20 protein-coding genes and 1 CRISPR repeat array are annotated in these 21175 nt (G+C 69.4%); of the genes, 13 read left to right on the top strand and 7 right to left on the bottom strand.

Annotated features, from left to right (window positions below; translation table 11 throughout):
• Positions 1–25: 25 nt before the first annotated feature.
• Entirely contained in the window at positions 26–1474 is a 1449-nt protein-coding gene (locus ACFW3L_RS15835; RefSeq protein ID WP_378740903.1) for an amidohydrolase family protein, read from the top strand.
• A gap of 213 nt (positions 1475–1687) precedes the next feature.
• Positions 1688–2753: direct repeats of the CRISPR family, unit length 29 nt; unit sequence CTGCTCCCCGCGCACGCGGGGATGGACCC.
• A gap of 36 nt (positions 2754–2789) precedes the next feature.
• On the opposite strand, the gene ACFW3L_RS15830 is transcribed toward ACFW3L_RS15835, so the two are convergent.
• From ACFW3L_RS15830 to ACFW3L_RS15810, 5 genes are all read right to left on the bottom strand, one after another.
• Complete coding sequence (locus ACFW3L_RS15830) at positions 2790–3284, bottom strand: hypothetical protein (RefSeq protein WP_378740901.1); 495 nt, start codon at positions 3282–3284, stop codon at positions 2790–2792.
• Positions 3281–3823: an ATP-binding protein gene (locus ACFW3L_RS15825; protein ID WP_378740898.1), complete on the bottom strand. Its 543-nt coding sequence runs from the start codon at positions 3821–3823 to the stop codon at positions 3281–3283. Before ACFW3L_RS15825 ends, ACFW3L_RS15830 begins: the two co-directional genes overlap by 4 nt.
• A gap of 102 nt (positions 3824–3925) precedes the next feature.
• Positions 3926–4447 (bottom strand): hypothetical protein, encoded by a 522-nt coding sequence (locus ACFW3L_RS15820; RefSeq protein ID WP_378740896.1) that lies wholly within the window; start codon positions 4445–4447, stop codon positions 3926–3928.
• A complete protein-coding gene (locus ACFW3L_RS15815) occupies positions 4447–5010 on the bottom strand; it encodes an ATP-binding protein (RefSeq protein ID WP_378740893.1) in 564 nt (187 codons plus the stop codon). The genes ACFW3L_RS15820 and ACFW3L_RS15815 overlap by 1 nt, the downstream gene beginning before the upstream one ends.
• Positions 5011–5301: 291 nt before the next feature.
• Positions 5302–5625 (bottom strand): ATP-binding protein, encoded by a 324-nt coding sequence (locus tag ACFW3L_RS15810; protein ID WP_378740890.1) that lies wholly within the window; start codon positions 5623–5625, stop codon positions 5302–5304.
• Between the two features lie 222 nt (positions 5626–5847).
• Between ACFW3L_RS15810 and ACFW3L_RS15805 the strand changes: the two genes are divergently transcribed.
• From ACFW3L_RS15805 to ACFW3L_RS15790, 4 genes are all read left to right on the top strand, one after another.
• Complete coding sequence (locus ACFW3L_RS15805; protein ID WP_378740887.1) at positions 5848–6915, top strand: Scr1 family TA system antitoxin-like transcriptional regulator; 1068 nt, start codon at positions 5848–5850, stop codon at positions 6913–6915.
• Positions 6912–7079, top strand: a complete 168-nt coding sequence (locus tag ACFW3L_RS15800; RefSeq protein ID WP_378740884.1) for a DUF397 domain-containing protein — start codon at positions 6912–6914, stop codon at positions 7077–7079. The genes ACFW3L_RS15805 and ACFW3L_RS15800 overlap by 4 nt, the downstream gene beginning before the upstream one ends.
• A gap of 313 nt (positions 7080–7392) precedes the next feature.
• Positions 7393–7563 (top strand): DUF397 domain-containing protein, encoded by a 171-nt coding sequence (locus tag ACFW3L_RS15795; RefSeq protein WP_378740881.1) that lies wholly within the window; start codon positions 7393–7395, stop codon positions 7561–7563.
• Positions 7564–7628: 65 nt separating this feature from the next.
• A complete protein-coding gene (locus ACFW3L_RS15790) occupies positions 7629–7805 on the top strand; it encodes a DUF397 domain-containing protein (RefSeq protein ID WP_378740878.1) in 177 nt (58 codons plus the stop codon).
• 55 nt (positions 7806–7860) lie between these two features.
• Here the strand turns inward: ACFW3L_RS15790 and ACFW3L_RS15785 are convergent, their stop codons facing one another.
• Both ACFW3L_RS15785 and ACFW3L_RS15780 read right to left on the bottom strand, forming a co-directional pair.
• A complete protein-coding gene (locus ACFW3L_RS15785; protein ID WP_378740876.1) occupies positions 7861–8211 on the bottom strand; it encodes a ribosomal protein L7/L12 in 351 nt (116 codons plus the stop codon).
• Positions 8212–8373: 162 nt separating this feature from the next.
• A complete protein-coding gene (locus ACFW3L_RS15780; RefSeq protein WP_378741042.1) occupies positions 8374–10998 on the bottom strand; it encodes a S8 family serine peptidase in 2625 nt (874 codons plus the stop codon).
• Between the two features lie 698 nt (positions 10999–11696).
• On the opposite strand from ACFW3L_RS15780, the gene ACFW3L_RS15775 reads away from it, so the two are divergent.
• The 8 genes from ACFW3L_RS15775 to ACFW3L_RS15740 all read left to right on the top strand — a co-directional run bounded on the left by ACFW3L_RS15775 (position 11697) and on the right by ACFW3L_RS15740 (position 21063).
• Positions 11697–12692, top strand: a complete 996-nt coding sequence (locus tag ACFW3L_RS15775; RefSeq protein ID WP_378740874.1) for an ABC transporter substrate-binding protein — start codon at positions 11697–11699, stop codon at positions 12690–12692.
• 65 nt (positions 12693–12757) lie between these two features.
• A complete protein-coding gene (locus ACFW3L_RS15770) occupies positions 12758–13789 on the top strand; it encodes a FecCD family ABC transporter permease (RefSeq protein ID WP_378740872.1) in 1032 nt (343 codons plus the stop codon).
• A gap of 102 nt (positions 13790–13891) precedes the next feature.
• On the top strand, positions 13892–15082 hold the full coding sequence (ftsY, locus tag ACFW3L_RS15765; RefSeq protein WP_378740870.1) for a signal recognition particle-docking protein FtsY: 1191 nt from the start codon (positions 13892–13894) through the stop codon (positions 15080–15082).
• Positions 15083–15343: 261 nt separating this feature from the next.
• Positions 15344–16687, top strand: a complete 1344-nt coding sequence (locus ACFW3L_RS15760) for an ammonium transporter (protein WP_378740868.1) — start codon at positions 15344–15346, stop codon at positions 16685–16687.
• A gap of 409 nt (positions 16688–17096) precedes the next feature.
• Complete coding sequence (locus ACFW3L_RS15755; protein ID WP_378740866.1) at positions 17097–18308, top strand: hypothetical protein; 1212 nt, start codon at positions 17097–17099, stop codon at positions 18306–18308.
• A 189-nt stretch (positions 18309–18497) separates the two neighbouring features.
• A complete protein-coding gene (gene ffh, locus ACFW3L_RS15750; RefSeq protein WP_378740864.1) occupies positions 18498–20096 on the top strand; it encodes a signal recognition particle protein in 1599 nt (532 codons plus the stop codon).
• 266 nt (positions 20097–20362) lie between these two features.
• A complete protein-coding gene (gene rpsP / locus ACFW3L_RS15745; RefSeq protein ID WP_378740861.1) occupies positions 20363–20818 on the top strand; it encodes a 30S ribosomal protein S16 in 456 nt (151 codons plus the stop codon).
• Between the two features lie 2 nt (positions 20819–20820).
• A complete protein-coding gene (locus tag ACFW3L_RS15740; RefSeq protein WP_378740859.1) occupies positions 20821–21063 on the top strand; it encodes an RNA-binding protein in 243 nt (80 codons plus the stop codon).
• Positions 21064–21175: the final 112 nt, after the last annotated feature.

Below are 21175 nucleotides of genomic sequence, written 5' to 3'. Positions count from 1 at the left end.
ACAACCCGCCGAGGAGCTTCCCCGGATGAGTGAGAACACCCGGTTCGAGCGCGGACGCCCCGTCGTCCTGCGCGGTGGAACGGTGCTGCCGATGGACGACGCCCGCACCGTCCTGCCCGACACCGACGTGCTCGTGGTCGATGACCGCGTCGCGCAGGTCGGCCGCGACCTGGCCGTACCCGACGGCGCCGCGGTTGTCGACGCCACCGACGGCATCGTCATGCCGGGCATGGTCGACACCCACCGCCACATGTGGCAGACCGCGATGCGCGGTTACGGGGCCGACTGGACCCTGACCCAGTACTTCGTCTGGTACTACCTGGAGGGCGGCAAGCTCTTCCGCCCCGAGGACGTGCACGCGGGCAACGCACTGGCCGCGGCCGAGGCCCTCGATGCCGGGGTGACCACGGTCGTGGACTGGTCGCACGGACTGAGCACGGTGGACCACGCCGACGCGGCCGTGGACGCTCTGAAGTCCGTTCCGGGCCGGTTCGTCCTGGCCTACGGCAACATCCAGGCCCAGCCCGGCGAGTGGGCCACCGACCCGGCCTTCCGTGACTTCGTGCGCCGCCGCTTCGACGGCGACCGCGACATGCTCGACGTGCAGATCGCCTTCGACGTCACCGGCGATCCGGACTTCCCCGAGAAGCGCGCGTTCGAGGTGGCCCGCGAACTGGGGCTGCCGGTGACCACGCACGCGGGCGTGTGGGGCGCCACCGGCGACGACTCCATCAGGCTCATGCACGACCACGGGTTCATGACACCGGAGACGGTGTACGTGCACGCCGCCTCGCTGTCCACCGACTCCTACCACCGCATCGCCGCGACCGGCGGCAGCGTCTCGGTCTCCACCGAGAGCGAGCAGAGCGCCGGGCAGGGCTACCCGCCCACCTGGAGGCTGCGCGAACACGGCATCCCGGTGTCGCTGTCGATGGATTCCAGTGCCTGGTGGAGCGGCGATCTGTTCTCGGCCATGCGCACCACCCTGGGCGCCGACCGTTCCCGCGAGCACCTGGAGGCGCACGCGCGCGGGGAAACGGTCACGCACGCGTCCCTGCGCGCGGACCAGGTCGTGGAGTGGGCGACTCGCGGTGGCGCCGACGCGCTGGGCCGCGCCGACCTGGGTCGGGTGCGCCCCGGGGCCAAGGCCGACCTGGTGCTGATCAAGAACGAGCACTCCCCGGTCTCGTTCCCGTTGCTCAACCCCTACGGCCACGTGGTCTTCCAGGCTCAGCGTGGTGACGTGCACACGGTCCTGGTCGACGGCAGGGTCGTCAAGCACGAGCACCGCCTGGTCGGTGTCGACCTGGGCACGATCCGCAGGAACGTTGAGTCGACCCTGGATCACCTGCGGGGCGCGCTCGGCGATGAGGAGTGGGTCAAGGGCATGAACCCGGACGTGCCCGAGCCCACCCTGCTCGACAACCCGTACTCCTACACCGACTACAAGAGCTCCTCCACCCACGGTGGCTGAGTTCGCTAGCCCGGAACGGGCAGTACCCGCTGGAGGTCCCGGCTGGGACTGCCCGGCTTATGAAATCGCTGATTGCGGAACGGAGTAGCCGTGAGCGTCGGGTGGGAGGTAGAAAGAGCAAAGGAGATCGCCAGGAGGATGGGTGAAATGTCTGTTTCTCAACAACTTGCAGATTTGGCGTCTTTCCGCTGACAAACGTGCAGGTCAATGAGACTGCTCCCCGCGCACGCGGGGATGGACCCATTATTCCTCGTGGCGATTGGGGGGCTGTGGCCTGCTCCCCGCGCACGCGGGGATGGACCCGTGCGGTCTTGCTCCCGATCAGCGCCACGACGCTGCTCCCCGCGCACGCGGGGATGGACCCGTCCCCGAAGCACCGCTCCGCCGCGACCTGCTCTGCTCCCCGCGCACGCGGGGATGGACCCGCCGCCGACCAGGGACTGGCTGCGTTCTACCGCTGCTCCCCGCGCACGCGGGGATGGACCCACCAGCTCGTTGGAGGTGTTGTAGCCACGGAGCTGCTCCCCGCGCACGCGGGGATGGACCCGTGGCCGACCACCCGCTCCAGCCCTCAGAGTGCTGCTCCCCGCGCACGCGGGGATGGACCCGCCTGCCCGAGGATCTCCTCGTCGCCAGCGGTCTGCTCCCCGCGCACGCGGGGATGGACCCAGGGCGCGGCTGCGGGCCGGGAGTGGAGTCCCCTGCTCCCCGCGCACGCGGGGATGGACCCACGATGTCGGACGACCTACAGCGACCGGCCCCCTGCTCCCCGCGCACGCGGGGATGGACCCCACCCCACGAGGCGCCCGTCGACCGTGGCGGCCTGCTCCCCGCGCACGCGGGGATGGACCCCGACCAGGGAACCGCATCCCGGCGGGAAAGCGCTGCTCCCCGCGCACGCGGGGATGGACCCAAGCTCGCGCAGGAGATTCTGCGCTTCACCCGCTGCTCCCCGCGCACGCGGGGATGGACCCGTGGCGACGCGCGCCTCGGCCTGCTCGCGCATCTGCTCCCCGCGCACGCGGGGATGGACCCGTCCAGGAGCTCACTGCCCGCACCTCCTCCGGCTGCTCCCCGCGCACGCGGGGATGGACCCACGGAACGCCCGGCGTCGGCTCGCTCGCGGAGCTGCTCCCCGCGCACGCGGGGATGGACCCACCGTCGAGGCTCACCTGGACCGCAGCTTCTACTGCTCCCCGCGTACGCGGGGATGGACCCACACCGGAGACGAACGCGCCGATACCGATCGCCTGCTCCCCGCGTTTGCGGGGTTGGGTGGGGCCCGACACTTGCCGGGCCCCGGTTTGGTGTTCGGCTAGGTCGGGATGCCGATGTTGTGGCTGAGGGGCTGGCCCACGGTCTCCAGGGTGGTCAGGCCCAGGAGGAGCGTGGAGCTGATGGCGGTGGCGGGCCATCCCCACCACCGGCGGGGTGCTCGGTGGCGCCCCCGGAGAAGGACGCGTTCCGGCTCGGCCCTGGTCGTGGCGGCCTCCCGTGCCTGCCGTTCGCGCTGTTGGCGGGCGACATGCACCCAGTGCGGGAGGGGTCCGTGCTCGAGCATGTAGGCCACTCGCGGATTGCCCTGCATCTGGCGCAGGAGGCGTTCCTGACGGTCCTGGTGTGACTCGGACCAGGGCAGCTCGGTGTGAGCCCGTTCGATCTGGGGCGACTTCGCGCGAGGAGCCGTTGCCGTAGCCGGAACGACCCGGGACGGCCCGGTCCGCTGTGGGCGCGCCGGGCGGGGGAAGCGGTGGCCTCGGGGAGCGACCAGGACGGACCGCACCCCCGGGCTGAGCTGGTGACTGGTCATCGAGCACACCTTCCAGCGACCAGGGCGGGGAGGGTGAACTCGGCCCAGATGACGGTGCCCAGCCCGGCGCAGAACGGAAAGTCCAGCACCGGCCGAAATCCCCATCGGGTGGAGAGGTGGTCGAGTAGGAGCAGGCCGCGTCCGCGTTCGGCGCGCTCCTGCTGCTGCCTGGTGCGCCTGCGAGGGACCTTCGGAACGGTGTCCGTGGTGGAGTTGGTGCGGGTGCCGTCATCGATGATCGAGATCCGCACCGTTCCCGGACGGGGCAGGTCCAGGGTGCGGACCACCCGTCCGTCGGGGTCCTGTCCGGAGCGGGAGTGTTCGCAGGCGTTGGCGAACATCTCGCTCACGCACAACACCATCTCCTCCTTCACCTCGGCGGTGGGGGAGAACAGACGGTGGAGGTCGGCGTCCAGGTCCGCTCGGACCTGGCTGGTCTGGGAGAGCTGCCCGGGGTAGACCCGGCACTCCCACCGAGACTGGTTCTCAGGCGGGCTGTTCGTGTGGTCGCGGGCAGGGGTGTGCGGCACAATGGCCATGTCGGCAATCGCTTTCTCTTCAAGGGGTTGGTACTTGTCGGCCTGCTCTGGGGGTGTTGGTGCACCCGCCAGAGCTTTTTCATGGAACGGCTTCGGGCCCACTCAGGCAGCGGGCGGAGGTTCCGGGTCACTCCTGTGAACACCCAGGTGGCGGTGAGCGAGCAGCCGGAGGAGTTCGGTGCGGGTGGGTGCGGTGATGCGCTCGTAGGGGTCGCCGTCACCGGTCCACCCGAGGGGGCGGCGGGCCACGAAGGTTTCGCTGGGAACGTGGCCCTCCACGGTCATGTTCCAGTGCTTGTGCAGCAGGGTGCAGAGGACGTGTTCGGGGACCGGCAGCGACTCCGGATGGGGGTTGTTCTGCTTCGGAACCTTGCCCGCTACGGGCCGGTTGCCGGGTACCCGGGTGGGTGCGGGGTGGTCGTGGATGGCCTGGTCGATCAACCGGACCGCCAGTTCCCCATCGCTCTTCTCCCGCGCGATCCGTAGGGCTTCCAGAATCACCGGGATGCGGTTGCGCAGGGTGTGGTTGTGCCACACGTCCACCTGCGCGGGAGTCAGATGAGTGGGGGCGGCCAACGCGTCCTCTGCGGTCGCGAGCAGGTCCCTGGTGTCGATGTCCAGCATCACTGCTCTCCCTCGATCTGGGTCCATGGGTTGTGGGTGAGGTCGTAGGAGAGGTGGAACCAGACCTGCCGGAACTTCGGGTTGCCGTTGTCGCCCCACCGATCCGCCAACGCGCTGACCAGCCCGAGGCCTCGGCCACTGCCCGGACCCGCGTCGGGGGCCAGGGTGGTGAGGTCGGTAGCGGTGAGGGGCCCGGGGGCCATGGGGTTCCGGGTGCCCTGGTCCTGGCAGGTCAACGTCATGCCGTTCGCGCCTCGGTCGACGGTGAGTGAGTAGGTCTGTCCGTGCTCACTCGACAGCGAGTGCGCGATGGCGTTGTTGGCCAGCTCCGAGCCGAGCAGGGTGAACAGGTATCGGTAGTCGGTGGAGCGTTCGGCGGCGCTGGTGTCCAGGAACGCCCGGACCAGGGGCATGAGGCTGGGGAGTCCGGCGAAGGCGTACTTGCGCTTACGGAACGGGGTGCCCACGGTCCGGGAGAAGTAGTGAGCGTGGAACGGCTTGATGAAGCTCGCCAAAGGGACTGTGGCCTCGCGGGAGGTCAGCTCAGGAGAGAACACGCTCACGTGGCCACCGCCAACCGCCGCAGCCCGGCCAGGGCGGCTCCCAGGACCTGCAAGGGGATGGAGTCGATTGGCCTCCTGGGCGCGGGGACCAACGGACCCCGAGAGCAAGCAGTGGTGCAGCGGGGGTTGGTGAGTACTCGGGTGAACCACCCAGGTCGAGGCGGCAGGCGGTCAGCGCTCATATTCGTCCAGTTCTCTTGAGAGTGGTTGGTGATGCACGGGTGTAAAAGGTGGGCGTCCCGCCGGGAAATGCGGTTCGGCTCCCGGGTGTGGCGGGGTGAGGGTGGTGGGTCAGCCGAGGTCGAGGACAACCTCGACCGTGGTCTGCTGGATGCGGTTGCCGTCCCAGGTCCAGGAGGGGTTCCAGGACAGGGCGAGGCGGTTGAGGACCGCCAGTCCGGAGGCGCTTTCTCGGGGGTTGAGCTGCGGGTACTGCGGCTGGACGGTGTCTCGCGGTCCCTGATCCGTGACGTAGAGGTGGGGGAGTAGCGGTCGGGACTGGTCCAGGACCACGCGGACGGTTCCGCCGGGCAGGCCCGACCGGGAGTGCTGGTGGGAGTTGGTGACGAGGATCCGCGTGATGCGGGCCAGACGGGTCCCCTGAACGGGAAGCATGTTCCGACACCAGGCGGAAAGGGCTCGGTACTCGCGAGTGGGTCCGAGCAGGATTCCGTGACGTGCGGGCTCGGAGAATCGGAGGGCGCGGGGATAGCGTCCGACGTGGGTGTTTGGTGTTCTGGAGTGGTTCTTAATAGCCCGCATCTGTCTCACCTCGGGTGCTTCGGGGTGGGTCTTGAGCCCAGTCGACTGCTCTCGACATCGGCCACTGGGGTTTTCATGACCTGGGGATCGACCACTGGCCGTGTCTCCCCCAGTCAGGAATCCAGCCCAAAACCCCTATTTGGCCCGATAAAGGGCAGTGGGCTGAAGTCGTGCTCCAGTTGCGCCTCAAGCCGGTTCTGGCGTTCTGAAGCGACTGGCCATAACTTGACACATGTGCTGGTCAGGGCGCCATGGAAACAGGGCAACTGTTTTTTCCTGGTTCTGGGAGTGGCGAGTAGTTGCGATCTGTTGTTGACTGTTGCCATGTCGAAGGACGGACCGAAAGATCAGATTCGGAAGTGGGTTCCTTTTGGTGCGGCTGTGCGTAAACACCGCACTGACCGAGGATTGTCACTCCCTGACGTTGGGGCGCGCCTGGGTGTGAGTGGGGCGATGGTCGGGTCGATCGAACGCGCGACACGAGTAGCAAAACGCCACCATGTGGACAAAATGGAAGCGCTGTTCGCGACTGAAGGTGCTTTGCTGAGTTTTTGGAGGGACACCCACCTTGAGGGGGCCATTCCAGAACAGCTGAAGAGTGCGCTGTCACTCGAGCGGAAGGCCACCCAGCTCCGCGAGTACCAGTCCATCATCTTCCCTGGCGTCATCCAGACTGCCGACTATGCTCGCGCGTTGGTCAAGGCGCGGACGCCTGAAGCGACCGAAGACGAAGTTGACGAGATCGTACGCGCCAGGGTGGTTCGCCTGGAGGCCCTCCGGGAACGCGGCGTCAGGATGTGGTTCCTAGTCGACGAAGTGGTTCTTACTCGCCAGATCGGTTCGCGGGCAGTACTGATTGCGCAGTTGGCGTGGATTGATGCTCTGGTCAAAGCCGGTACGATCCGGTTCCAAGCGATCCCCCTCGACGGAGCTCCGGGGTTGTGCGCTCCGTACCGTGTTGTGGACCTAGGGCCACGTAGGCAGGCCCTCTATCTGGAGAACGCTATGGGGGGTGAGATCGTAGACACCGAGAAGACCGTGCGGGAGGCCTTCGACCTGTTCAGCGCGATGCAGGCCGAGGCCTTGTCGACGCGGGCGACTCTTGAGCTGATCAGCCAGATTAAGGAGCGTCGGGCCGCATGAACGAGTGGCACAAGTCGAGCTACAGCGACGGTGGCGGAGGTAACTGCGTGGAGGTGGCAGAAGGGCCAGTCACGTACATCCGCGATACCCAGAACCGCGAATTTGGCTATCTGGAAGCTCAAGCGGTGGAGTGGGCGGCCTTCTTGAAGGCCTCAATTTCCTAGCCACAGGCGCGACCGGCCCCCGCCAGGGTAATTGGCGGGGGCCGGTTTGAGTTGTGCCTGATCAGGATACCTGGAGAAGAACACATCTCCAGGGCCAAAGGCCTTAGGGGGCCATTCGCAACACTGGCCCCAGGGTCCCCTCCGGATCGTGATGCTTGACGACCTGCGGAGAGCCCTCTTTCTGGATGGTGCCCGAAGGGGTGAGATCGTGGAGTGGCGTTCGAGGTCCCGACGCTGTTGGGGGAGATGTGGTCGGGAGGTCGATCTCGGGCGCAACGCCGATCCTGCTGAGGGAGAAAGCGGAGGAATACCGATGACGGACTGGCACAAGTCGTCGTACAGCAATGGCGAAGGTGGGAACTGCGTGGAGGCGCGTGTCACGCTGTTGGGTGCTGCGGTGCGTGACACCCAGTACCCCCACTTGGGTCGCCTGGACGCGTCCGTGCGTGAGTGGGAGGCGTTCATGGCCGCCGTACGCCTCTAAGGCGAGGCGAACCGCAGCCCGCCAGCTTGAAGTTCCGTACCAAGTGGAAGGGATCGAGGCATCACATGATGATCGATGGTTGGAAGAAGTCCAGCTACAGCAATGGTCAAGGTGGGAACTGTGTGGAGGCTCGCGCCACGGAGCAGGGCGCTGCCGTGCGGGACACGCAGAACCGCCACCTCGGCCAGCTCGACGCGTCCGCCCGTGAGTGGGACGCGTTCGTGGCGGCCGTGCGCCTCTAGGGCGCAGGAGACCCGCGTCGGATCAGCCGGGATCCACCCTCAGTGATCAGTACACCTAGCCCTGGTCGAGGCTTCCGATGAACCGGGACGCCTCGTCCTCGGTCATCCCGGTCTCCTGAGCCACCATCCGAACCGCGTCCGCCACACGGTCCTCCGCCACCAGCTCACGCACCCGGTCGGCCAGGCTCCCGTCCGGAGCGGGTGCCCACCGCCCCGCCTCGATGGCCTCGGAGAGGTTCTTGGCCTCCAACAACCCCATGCCCGTGAGCTCCCGGATCCGCTTGATCGCCAGGATCTTGTTGTCGGTCCTCAGGAGACCCAGCACCTCCTCGTACCCCTCCCGGGTGAGCTCCGCGCGAACGGGCTCCGGCTCGGGACTACGGAAGCGGTCGAAGAATCCGGCCATGGGTGGGTCCTTTCAGCGCGGGAGAAACGGGGTGATCCGTCCGGGTCCCGCAGTGTACGCCCGGCCGGTGGCGCACCCGCACCGCACCCACACCCGCACGCGGACGGGGCCGCCCCCCCGAAGGAGGACGGCCCCGCGACTGCTCACCGGTGGGTACCGGAGTCAGCCCCGGTCGATGGTGATGACCGGAGAGGTCCAGCTCTCCCAGTGGTCCGGGTTCGCCGGGTCACCGAGCGCCTTCAGCGCCTTGGCCCGCAGACGGTAGTCACCGTCACGGACGTCGGTCACGCGGTTGCGCGAGTCCACCACGGTGCCGTCCCAGACGTAGCTGAAGAAGGCGGTACTCGTGGCACTGCGGTTGACGTGGTCGACGGCGACCGCCAGGTTCCGGTCCGGGTGGACCGGACGGCCGGTGCGCTCGTCCACGACGGTCATCTCCAACCGGGTGACGTGGTGGTCGAAGTGCGCGATCACGTACGGCACGTCCGGCAGACCGTCCACCCAGTCCATCGAGAAGGCGGCACCGTCGGGCTGGTTCTGGAAAGTGCCGCCGTTGGTGTCGGCGCACTCCAGACCGGTGAAGACCTCGCACTGGGTGATGCGGGTCAGCCACGGCAGCTCGTGCACGTTCCCGTTGGCGTCGGTGATCGGGGTCATGGCCTCGATCTCCTGGTAGTCACCGTTGTAGGCGGCGTACGGGACGCGGACGGTACCGGTCTCCGCCGCACCCCCGACCTCGGTGACCTCGACGTACCCGCCGTACAGCATCTGCGCGTACTCACGGGCGGGCGGCGTGACGGTCACCTCGACCTCGGCGGACTCGCCGGGAGCCAGGGTCACCTTGTCCTCGCTGAGGTCGGCCTGAGCGTAGGAGTCGTTGAAGGACGGAGCGAACGTGTTGCCGTGCGTGCCCAGCGCGGGCGTGTGGCCGATCTCGTAGGTGGCCTCCTCGTCGCCGTGGTTGGTCACGGTGACGGTCTCGGTGACCGGCCCCTCGGTGGCACCCAGGGGCAGCTTCGCGGGGGACAGGCCGGTGGTGGTCAGGACCGACCCGGGGACGTCGAGCATCCCGGCGCCCTGACGGTGGACGTTGTCCAGGATCCCCAGGTCCGGGTTGCCCCACCAGGCCGTCGGGTCGGCGGTGTTCTGGAGGACGTCGCGCACGTCGTGCGCGGCCAGGTCCGGACGGGCCTCCAGCAGCAGGGCGACGCCGCCCGCGACGTGCGGGGACGACATCGAGGTGCCGCTGATGGTGGCGTAGCCGCCCTTGGCCATCGGGTACGTGGAGTTGATCAGCCCGCCGGGCGCGCCCAGGTCCGGCTTGATGTCCAGGTCGGCCGACATGCCGTAGGAGCTGAAGCTGCTGATCAGCCCGCCGGTCGGGTTGGGGATCGTGGTCTCCTCCCCGCTCCAGGTGAGGGTGACGGACTCGCCGCCCTCCAGGAGCTCGCGCAGGTGCGCCCCGGCCTCGTCGGAGACGCCCACCGCGAAAGCGCCCTGGTCGACGATGCCGCCGCCCGCGAACATGCCGGGCAGGTTGTTGTGGATGACGACACCGGTGGCACCGGCGGCCAGCGCGGCGTCGTACTTCTCACCGAAGGTGCACTCGCCGCGCACCATGAGCGCGGTCCGGCCCTCGGGGTCGCCCTCCAGCTCGTCGCCCGCGGCCAGGCAGCCCCGGCCGACGTAGACGAGTTCGTCGGTCTCGCCGGAGGCGGGCGGCGGCGTCGCGTCGTCCATCTCCATGTAGGCGATGGTCTCGCCGCTCGGGCTGACCTCGGCGGCGTCGGCGCGGATGTGCGTGTTGTCGTAGGCGGCGACACCGATCACGTCGGCGCCCAGCCCGGGGGCTCCCGCGGAGTAGAGGCCGGAGGCCCCCTCGTTGCCGATGGAGGCCACGACGACCATGCCCTCGTCGACCAGGTTGTCCGAGGCGACGGCGGTCGGGTACTGCGGCCAGGAGTGGGCCGACCCCACGCTCATGTTGAGCACGTCCATGTCGTCCGCGAGCGCCTGCTCCATGGCGGCGATCATGACGTCGGAGGTCGTGGACCCCGCGCAGCCGAACACCTTGTAGGCGCCGAAGACGACGTCGGGCGCCACGCCGGTGACCTCTCCCTGGGCCCCGATGATGCCCGCGACGTGGGTGCCGTGGCCGTTGCAGTCCTGCGGGTCGCCGTCGGGGACCGGCGTGCTCTTCGCCGGGTCGCTGGCGTTGAAGTCGTCACCGACGAAGTCGTGTCCGGCGACCACGCGCTCGGACGGGAAGCCGCCCGGGCCGCCGAGGTCGGGGTGGGTGTAGTCGACGCCGGTGTCCATGACGGCCACGCGGAGGCCCTCACCGGTCAGTCCGAGCTCGCTCTGCGCGATGTCCGCCCCGGTCATGCCGAGGGCGGTGTCCATGTCGGGTGAGCTCTCGTCGTGGTCGGGGAGCTCGTGGCGGACGACCGGGTGGATCGCGGCGACGCCGGAGATCTCCCGGGCCGTGCTCACCTGGGCGTCGTCCATCTCCACGGACAGGCCGTTCCACAGTTCGTTGAAGGACAGCCGCTCGGTGTACTGGAGACCGAGTTCGTCGGCCTCGTCGCGGAACTCGGCGTGCTCGTCCTCGACGCGCGCGGAGGCCGTGCCCTCGGAGGTGGGCGGGCTCTCCAGTTCGATGAACCACAGGTCCTGGACCTGGTGGGTCAGTTCGCCGTTCTCCGCGGTGGGCGCCGGGTGCAGAGGTGCGAGTTCCGCACCCTCGTCGGCGCCTGCCGGTGTGACCGCGACGAGTCCCGCGATCATTGTCAGCCCGGCGATCGAAGCCAGACGTGACAGGTTGCGTGCCACCTTGTCAACACATCCCTTCTCGTGCGCGCCTCAGGAAACAGGGGGAACGGCACCCCGCCGGGTGCGAGGGATCGCGCACGGGGGGATACGCCGCATGTCGTCCGTGATCGGATGTTCGGCGCGCATGGCAACGAGATCATTGCCTTGTGCGATAAAGGTGTCAATGTGCTGCGAGGATCAATATGGCCACACAATGGATTCGTGGGGTTCAAATGCCCCTGGCGTCACATCTCCACATAAAGGGGACATAAAGCACCTTCGGGCTGAAAGGGCATCGTCAATCCCACGGGTGAGCCACGGTGTCGAGTTCCGTTTCCGGCACGGTCCCACGAAAAGCGCAGGTGGGAGCGGTGCGTGCACCCATCCGGGGGCCGGAGAGGTGCCCCCGGCCCGCGCGAGTACCGCCGAGTAGAGTGAGGGGGTCGTGCCGCCCTCCGGCGGTGCGACGGGTGTCGAACGAGCGAAGTCCGGTCCCGCGGCGCCACCACGGCCCGCGCAACCCGGCGCTGCCCCGCAACTGTGATGCCCCGCGCGTGCGCGGGGACGAGCCAGGTCGCCTCCTCGGCACCGACGAACCCCGTCCTCGTGGGAAGGACCGGCCGTCCCCGACCGGGTCGTGCTCTTTCCCCTGTTCACCGAAGGAGCACCGCACCGTGCGGATCGCCCGCCAACTCCCCGTCGCACTCCTGGGCGCCACCCTCGCCCTCACCGCCTGTGGCACCACCGAACCCGATTCCGAGCCCGCGCAGGAGACCGGGACCGCCTCCGCCGAGTGCGGAGCCCCCGAGCCCGCGGCCGACCGCGCGACCGTCGGTGACGGGACCTTCCCCGTCACCGTGGACGACATGGTCGGAGAGGTCACCGTCGACGCCGCCCCCGAGCGCATCGTCTCGCTCTCGCCCAGCAACACCGAGATGCTCTTCGCCATCGGCGCCGGTGACCAGGTCGAGGCGGCCGACGACTACTCCGACTACCCCGCCGAGGCCCCCACCACGGACCTCAGCGGCTTCACACCCAACGTCGAGGCGATCAGCGAGTACGACCCCGACCTGGTGATCCTCGCCGACAGCGCCGTCGACACCGCCGACCAGCTCGGCGCCGTCGACATCCCCACCCTGGTGCTGCCCGGCGCCACCGGCCTGGAGGACGTCTACGCCCAGATCCGCCTGCTCGGGGACGTCACCGGGAAGACGGAGGAGGCCGACGCCGAGGCCGACCGGATCGAGGACGAGTTCAACGGGATCGTCGAGTCCGTCTGCGCCGAGATCGGTGACAGCGGGCTCACCTTCTACCAGGAACTCGACGACACCCTCTTCTCCGCCACCTCCGGCACCTTCGTCGGCCAGATCTACGACGCCTTCGGTCTGGTGAACATCGCGGACCAGGCGGACGACGGCGAGAGCGGTGGCTACCCGCAGCTGTCCCCGGAGTTCGTGGTGGAGGAGGACCCCGACCTCATCTTCCTCTCCTACGGTGACGAGTCCGCCGTCGAGGCCGTGGAGGAGCGTCCGGCCTACGACACCGTCTCCGCCGTCGAGACCGGCTCGGTCCACGTCCTGGACACCGACATCGCCTCCCGCTGGGGCCCGCGCGTGGTCGACTTCGCGCAGTCCGTGGGCGACGCGGTCGTCGAGACCGCCCAGCAGTAGGTCCGTGACCCCCGCCCGGGCCGCGCGGCCCGGGCGGAGGGGGACGAGAGCGAGGAGAGCAGGACGTGAAGGGCTTCGGGGTTCCCCTGGTCTGGGTGCTGGGCGGCGCGGTCGCCCTGTTCGCCGCCGGGGTCTTCGGCGTCGCGGCGGGGGCCGCCTCGATCTCCGCCGACGACATCCTCCGCCACCTGCTCAGCCTCCTGCCGTTCGGGGTGGAGACACCGCTCACCGAACGGCAGGAGGCGCTCCTCATGGAACTGCGCCTGCCGCGCGTGGTGATGGGCGCCGTCGTCGGCGCCCTGCTGGCCACGGCGGGCGGCGCCTACCAGGGCGTCTTCCGCAACCCGCTGGCCGACCCCTTCCTGCTCGGCGCCGCCGCAGGGGCCGGACTGGGCGCCACCATGGTCATGGTCTTCGGCCACGAGGTCCTGGCCGACCCGCGCGCCCTCGTCCCCGTGGCCGCCTTCGCCGGAGCGCTGGCCGGGGTGGCCGCCGCCTACCTCCTCGGCGCCACCGCCGGGGGAGGGGGCACCGCCGCGCTGGTCCTGGCCGGGGTGGCGGTCTCCTCGTTCCTGTCCGCGGCCCAGACCCTCGTCCAGCAGATGGGCGTGGACCAGCTCCAGCGCATCTACGCGTGGCTGCTGGGCGGGCTCGGTCGCGGCGGCTGGGACGACGTCCGCCTCGTCGCCCCGTACGCGGTCGTCGCGCTCGTCGTCCTGCTGCTCTGCGGCTACCTGCTGGACATGCTCGCCCTGGGCGACGACAAGGCGGTCAGCCTCGGCCTCAACCCCGCCGTCGTGCGGATGGTCGTGATCGCCGCCGCCTCCCTGGCCACCGCCGCCGCCGTCTCCGTGAGCGGGCTGATCGGGTTCGTCGGCATCGTCGTCCCGCACATCGTGCGCCGCCTCGTGGGCTCCAACTACCGGGCGATCCTGCCCGTCACCGTGCTCATGGGCGGCGCGTTCCTCGTCCTGGTGGACGTCGTGGCGCGGACCATCGTCGCCCCGGCCGAACTACCCATCGGCGTGGTCACCGCCTTCCTCGGGGCACCCTTCTTCGTCCTCATCCTGCGCACCACCCGCCACCGGGGCACCTGACCGGGCCACCGAGGGCCCGGAAGCCCCCACCGGCATCGTTCCCGGCACGCCACCGGGGCGTGACGCGAACGCGTCGGACACTCTGGGAGACTGGTGAACGCTATGGACATCACCTTGCTCGTAAGCATCATCGTCGTCGTCGCCCTCCTGGCGGTTGGTGGGTTCTTCCTGGTCAGGGCCGGACGCTCGGTCAAGCCGGGTGAGGAAGAAGCCAAGCCCGAGGTCACCGGGGAAACCGGGGCCACCGCCCTCGAAGAGGACCGTGAGAAGGACGGGGGAGCGGCCCAGACGCCCCCCGCCCACGCGCCTCCGGCCGAGGACGCCGCCGCCACGGCCCCAGCCGAACCCACCGCCCCCGAGATCGAGACCCCGCCCCCGTCCGCCGGGCGCATGGTCCGCCTGCGCGCCCGCCTGGCCCGCTCACAGAGCTCCTTCGGCCAGGGGCTGCTCAGCCTGCTCTCCTCGAAGAACCTGGACGAGGACACCTGGGAGGAGATCGAGGACACCCTCATCACCGCCGACATCGGTGTCGCCTCGGCCACCCAGATCGTCGAGAACCTGCGCACCCGCGTCAAGGTGCTCGGCACCCGCGAGACCGACGAGGTCCGCGCCCTGCTCCGCGAGGAACTCCTCAAGCAGATCACCACCGAGGCCGACCGCGCCGTGCGCACCGAACCCCACGGCGACCGTCCGGCGGTCATCATGATCGTGGGCGTCAACGGCACCGGCAAGACCACCACCACCGGCAAGCTCGCCCGCGTCCTGGTCGGTGACGGCCGCAGCGTCGTGCTCGGCGCCGCCGACACCTTCCGCGCCGCCGCCACCGAGCAGCTCCAGACCTGGGGCAGCCGGGTGGGCGCGCCGGTCGTCCGCAAGGAGGAGGGCGCCGACCCCGCGAGCGTGGCCTTCGACGCCGTCGCCCGGGGCATCGACGACGGCGCGGACACCGTGATCATCGACACCGCCGGACGCCTGCACACCAAGACCGGCCTGATGGACGAGCTGGGCAAGGTCAAGCGCGTGGTGGAGAAGAAGTCCCGGGTCGACGAGGTCCTGCTCGTCCTGGACGCCACCACCGGCCAGAACGGACTGCGCCAGGCGCGCGTGTTCGCGGAGGTCGTCAACGTCACCGGCATCGCCCTGACCAAGCTCGACGGCACCGCCAAGGGCGGCATCATCGTCCAGGTCCAGCGCGAGCTGGGCGTGCCCGTCAAGCTCGTCGGACTCGGGGAGGGTCCCGACGACCTCGCCCCCTTCGACCCCGAGGTGTTCGTGGACGCCATCCTCGGCTGACCCGGGGGCACCACCTGCACCAAGCGGCCGGACACCCGACACGGGGGTCCGGCCGTTCGTCGTTCGCCCCTTGAGCACGGTTCGTTCATGACGGCTTAACACTCCGAGCCGCCCTTTTACGCCTCCGCAACACGTCGGGTCCGGTCGGGAAACACCCGGGTCGGACAGTGGTCGCCGTGGCCAGCGCATCGGGCCCGAAGACGCGCTCGCTGACCGCCGCATCTCACGACCATCCCCCGTCCGTGCAACGGAGGCGACGAAATGATTGACTCAGGCAACACCGCGTGGCTGCTGATGAGCGCCGCGCTGGTGATGCTCATGACCCCGGGCCTGGCCTTCTTCTACGGAGGCATGTCGCGGGCCAAGAGCGTCCTCAACATGATGCTGATGAGCTTCGGCAGCATCGCCATCATCAGCGTCCTGTGGGTCCTGGTCGGCCACTCACTGACCTACGCGCCCGGCCACGGCGCCCTGGAGATGTTCGTCGGAGGCTTCGACTACGTCGGCCTCAGCAGCATCATGACCGAGGTCGAGCCGATGGACGGCACCGACGGCGGCTACCCGCTGCTCGTCGACGCGGGCTTCCAGCTGATGTTCGCGGTCATCACCGTGGCCCTGATCAGCGGCGCCATCGCCGACCGCGCCAAGTTCGGCGCCTGGCTGCTGTTCGCCCCGATCTGGGCGCTCCTCGTGTACTTCCCCGTCGCCCACTGGGTCTGGGGCGGCGGCTGGATCGCCAGCATGCACGAGTTCACCGGCCTGCCCGAGGTCATCGACTTCGCGGGCGGCACCGCGGTGCACATCAACGCCGGGGCCGCGGCCCTGGCCCTGGTCCTCGTCCTCGGCCGCCGCAAGGGCTTCGGCTCCGAGTCGATGCGCCCGCACAACCTGCCGTTCGTCCTGCTCGGCGCCGCCCTGCTGTGGTTCGGCTGGTTCGGCTTCAACGGCGGCTCCGCCTACGCGGCCAACGAGCAGGCCGCCCTGGCCCTGGTCAACACCCAGGTCGCCACCGCCGCCGCGACCGCCGCCTGGATGCTGGTCGAGCGCCTCCGTTACGGCAAGGTCAGCGCCCTGGGCTTCGCCTCCGGCGCCATCGCCGGGCTCGTCGCCATCACACCCTCCGCGGCCAACGTCACCCCGGTCGGCGCGATCATCGTCGGCGCCCTGTCCGGCGCGATCTGCGCCTACGCCATCAGCTGGAAGTTCCGCTTCAAGTACGACGACGCCCTGGACGTCGTGGGCATCCACATGGTCGGCGGCATCGTCGGCTGCCTCGCCCTCGGGTTCATCGCCTCCGCCGCCGTGCCCGGCGGCGGGGACGCGGGCCTGTTCTTCGGTGGTGGCCTCGGCCTCCTCGCGGCGCAGGCGATCTCCGTGATCGGCGTCATGGTCTACACCTTCATCGTCACGTGGGTCATCGCCAAGGTCATCGACCTGCTCATCGGCTTCCGTATCGCCGAGGAGGTCGAGACCAACGGCCTGGACCACGAGCTCCACGCGGAGTCGGCCTACGCCTTCGACGAGCTCGACGAACTGGAGGGAGCGACGGCCTCCTCACCGACGCCTCCGGGTGAGGAGGCCGCCCCACCGCGGATCGGGTCCTAGCACTCAACGTCGAGGCGACCGGTCCCGAACCACCGACACGGTGGGGCGGACACAGGGGCCGACGGGGGATTTCTCCCCCGTCGGCCCCGTTCGCGTTCTGGCTGTTCGCCCCGCCCACGCCTCTCGGATTCCACTGATTTGTGCGTGTTCATGGAGTGGTGTTGGCAGTGGCGCGTGCTCGCGTTCGATACCCTTTCGGGGCGGTGCGGCGGCCAGCCCGGTTCCGGGGGAACGGCGAGGAGCGCCGGAGGGACCGACCCACGGGGGTCCACCGGACGCGACCGGCAGGTCCGCGCCCGCATCCCATGTCGCGGAGAGGCGGGGCGGTGACGACGCCCGGGACACCTCCCGACGACTTCCTTCACGCGCATTCGAATCAGCACCCCACAGGTCGGGGTCAGGAGGCAAGATGGCGCCGGTTACTCACAACAGGGGTCGCGGACGCGGACGGCTCGCCCTCGCCGCGGTGGGCACGATCACCGCACTGGGACTGGCCGGATGCGGCTTCGGCGGCGGTGACGAAGAACCCGCCCCCACCGAGGACGCGGCCGAACCGGTCGACGCGGCGCCCCTGCTGGAGAACGCCCTGGCGGACCTGGCCGAGTACCCGGCGCTCACCGCGAACGGGCAGGTCGCCCCCAGCGTGGGCGGGGACATCCAGGAGACCACCCTGACCGTCGCCGACGGCGGCGCGACCAGCGGCACCGTCCGCGCCAACGGCGTCGAGGCGGAGATGATCGCCGCCGACAGCAAGATCTTCCTGCGCGCCGGTGAGGAGTTCTGGCTCGACAAGAACGTCTTCGGACCGGACAGCGACCAGTTCGACGGCTCCTGGGTGCGCAGCTCCACCGCGCAGGCGGGCATCAACCCGCAGAACACCCTGGCCCCGCCCGCGCTGGCGGCGATCCTGGAGGAGATCGGCCTGGAGGGCGACGAGGCCGTCGAGGAGACCCTCGACGACACCCGCGCCTACAAGGTCGACCTCAACGGCGAGCGCAACCAGCTGTGGATCGACGCGGAGACCGAGCAGATCCTCCGGGTCGAGGTCGAGGAACTGGTTCCCGAGGGCGGGGAGACGGGCCCCCAGGTGCGCCTGGACATCGCCCAGGCCGACGAGGCCGCCGCCGAGGAGCTCTACGACAACCTGACGACCGTCACCGAGGAGGAGCTGACCGGCTCCCGCGACGCCCGCATCGAGGTGAGCTGGGACGGTCAGCCCGCGATGGAGTGCGTCGACGGCCCGCACTGCACCTGGTCCGGCACCGTCCGCGACTCCGGGGCCTCGGGCAGCGGCACGGTCCTGGTGCGCATGGACGTCACCTTCACCCAGGAGCAGATCGGTGACGAGGAGTGCACCGACAGCGGCTCCCTGGAGGCGGGCGGCTCGCTTGACCTGTCCTGCGACGCCAACTACAACATCGTCACCACCGAGCCCAAGACCTACGAGGACATCCAGGGTGAGGCCCGCCTGTCCACCCGGGGTCTGAGCGGCGGCCAGCAGGAGGAGATGCTCGCGGCCCTGGCCGAGCAGCGCGAGGCCACCCTCGCCGGCGACACCGAGGAGTCCGAGGGCGCCGAGGAGACCGACGGCGCCGAGGCGGAGGGGACCGAGGGCGAGTAGCCCCCGGCTCCGCACACCCGACCAGCACCCGCGTGCGGGCTCGGGGACCCGAGAACGGGAACCGGGCGGGGGCGCGTCCCCCGCCCCTTCCGCGCCGGGAGACCCCGGCCGGACCTGGGCTTCGTGCCCGGTGACGGCGGGGCGGTAGGCTAGGAAGTCAAACCCGACGACGAAGGACTGGCCACACTCGTGTTCGAGACGCTTTCCGACCGGCTGACATCGGTCTTCTCCTCGCTGCGCGGCAAGGGGCGGCTGTCCGAGGAGGACATCAACGCGACCGCGCGCGAGATCCGTCTCGCGCTGCTCGAGGCGGACGTGGCGCTGCCCGTGGTCCGCGAGTTCATCGCGCGGATCAAGGAGCGCGCCCGCGGTGAGGAGGTCTCCAAGGCCCTCAACCCCGCCCAGCAGGTCATCAAGATCGTCAACGAGGAACTGGTCGAGATCCTCGGTGGCGAGACCCGGCAGATCCGCTTCGGCAAGACGCCGCCCACCGTGATCATGCTCGCCGGTCTCCAGGGCGCCGGTAAGACCACCCTCGCGGGCAAGCTCGCCAAGTGGCTGGCCGCCGACCGCAACACCCCGCTGCTGGTCGCCGCCGACCTCCAGCGCCCCAACGCCGTCACCCAGCTCCAGGTGGTCGGTGAGCGCGCGGGCACGCCCGTGTTCGCTCCCGAGCCCGGCAACGGCGTGGGCGACCCCGTCGACGTGGCCCGCGAGTCCATCGAGCACGCGAAGCGCAACAACCACAACGTCGTCATCATCGACACCGCCGGACGCCTCGGCGTGGACACCGAGATGATGCGGCAGGCCGCGGACATCCGCGACGCGGTCAACCCCGACGAGATCCTCTTCGTCGTCGACGCCATGATCGGTCAGGACGCGGTCAACACCGCCCAGGCCTTCCTGGACGGCGTCGGCTACGACGCGGTCGCGCTCACCAAGCTCGACGGTGACGCCCGCGGCGGCGCGGCCCTGTCCATCCGGCACATCACCGGCCGCCCGATCATGTTCGCCTCCACCGGCGAGAAGCTCGAGGACTTCGACCTCTTCCACCCGGACCGGATGGCCTCGCGCATCCTGGACATGGGTGACGTCCTCACCCTCATCGAACAGGCCCAGCGCACGTTCGACGAGGCCGAGGTCGAGAAGATGGCCTCGACCATGGCCTCGGACGACGACTTCACGCTGGACGACTTCCTCCAGCAGATGGCGATGGTCCGCAAGCTCGGCCCGATCGGCAACCTGCTCGGCATGATGCCCGGCATGGGGCAGATGCGCGAGCAGATCGACGGCATCGACGACAAGGACCTGGACCGCATCCAGGCCATCATCCAGTCGATGACCCCCGGCGAGCGCGCCAACCCGAAGATGATCAACGGCTCCCGCCGACTGCGCATCGCCAACGGTTCCGGTACGCAGGTCAGCGACGTCAACGGCCTGGTCACCCGCTTCTTCGAGGCGCAGAAGATGATGCGCAAGATGAAGAGCGGCGGCGGCATGCCGGGGATGCCCGGCATGCCGGGCGTGGGCGGCAACAAGAAGAAGGCCAAGGCCCAGGCCAAGAAGGCGAAGAAGGGCAAGCAGCGCAGCGGTAACCCGATGAAGGCCCGCCAGCAGGAGGCCGACCGCGAGGCCGAGCGCAAGCGGCGCCAGGAGGAGGGCGGCCAGGAGATGCCCCAGCTGCCCCCGGGCCTCGGCGGCGGTGGCGGCGGCCAGCCCACCCTCCCGCCCGGTTTCGGTGGCCCGAACATGCCGGACCTGTCCAACTTCAAGCTGCCGAAGAAGTAGCGGTTCGACACCGCGACGGTGACACCCACCACGGCCCGCCGGGGAGATTCCCGGCGGGCCGCGGCCGTTCCCGAACCGGGCCGCGCGCACCGTGGTGTCCTGTCCAAGGAACACGTCCGCGTCTGGCACAATGAGTAGTCGACTAACGGTGGCCGGGTCAGCCCTCTAACTAGCCCGCCGCCCACGTCATGCCTCGACGGGTTCCACAACCCCACGTGGGTCGCCCATCAGGCGCTAACACCGTTATACGGGAGAAGACCACTCCAGTGGCTGTCAAACTGAAGCTCAAGCGTATGGGCAAGATCCGTACGCCCCAGTACCGTGTCATCGTCGCCGACGCCCGCAACAAGCGTGACGGCAAGGCGATCGAGGAGATCGGCAAGTACCACCCCAAGGAGCACCCGAGCCTCATCGAGGTCGACTCCGAGCGGGCCCAGTACTGGCTGTCCGTCGGCGCCCAGCCGACCGACGCGGTGAAGGTCCTCCTGCGCAAGACCGGCGACTGGCAGAAGTTCAAGGGCCTCGCCGCCCCGGCTCCGCTCCAGGTCGCCGAGGCCAAGGACCCCGAGGCCCAGGAAGCCGCCTTCCAGGCCGCGCTGAAGGAGCTCGTCCTTCCCGGTCAGGAGAAGAAGACCAAGAAGGCCGAGAAGAAGACGGACAAGGCGGCCGACAAGCCCGCCGAGACCGCCGAGGCTGAGAAGAAGTCCGAGGGCGAGGCCTAATCGTGCTGGAAGAGGCGCTTGAGCACCTCGTGAAGGGGATCGTCTCGAACTCCGACGACGTCCAGGTGAGAGCCAAGCGGCTCCGCAAGGGCAAGGTCCTGGAGGTCCGGGTCCACCCGGACGACCTCGGCAAGGTCATCGGCCGCAACGGCCGGACCGCCAAGGCACTCCGGACGGTCGTCGGCTCCCTCGCAGGCGGCCGGTACGTCCGCGTGGACCTGTTGGACCTGAACGAAGTGCGCTGACGCGCCTCTGGGGGCGCCGACCGCTGACGGTCGGCGCCCCGCACTCGTGCCCGGGGACCGTGTGAACGGCCCCGGGCACGGCCTTCCCCGGGGCCGTTCCCGGCCCGGGGAC

The sequence above is a fragment of the Nocardiopsis sp. NPDC058789 genome, assembly GCF_042745575.1.
Classification (GTDB): domain Bacteria; phylum Actinomycetota; class Actinomycetes; order Streptosporangiales; family Streptosporangiaceae; genus Nocardiopsis; species Nocardiopsis eucommiae.
This window is presented reverse-complemented; position numbering and strand designations above follow the sequence as displayed.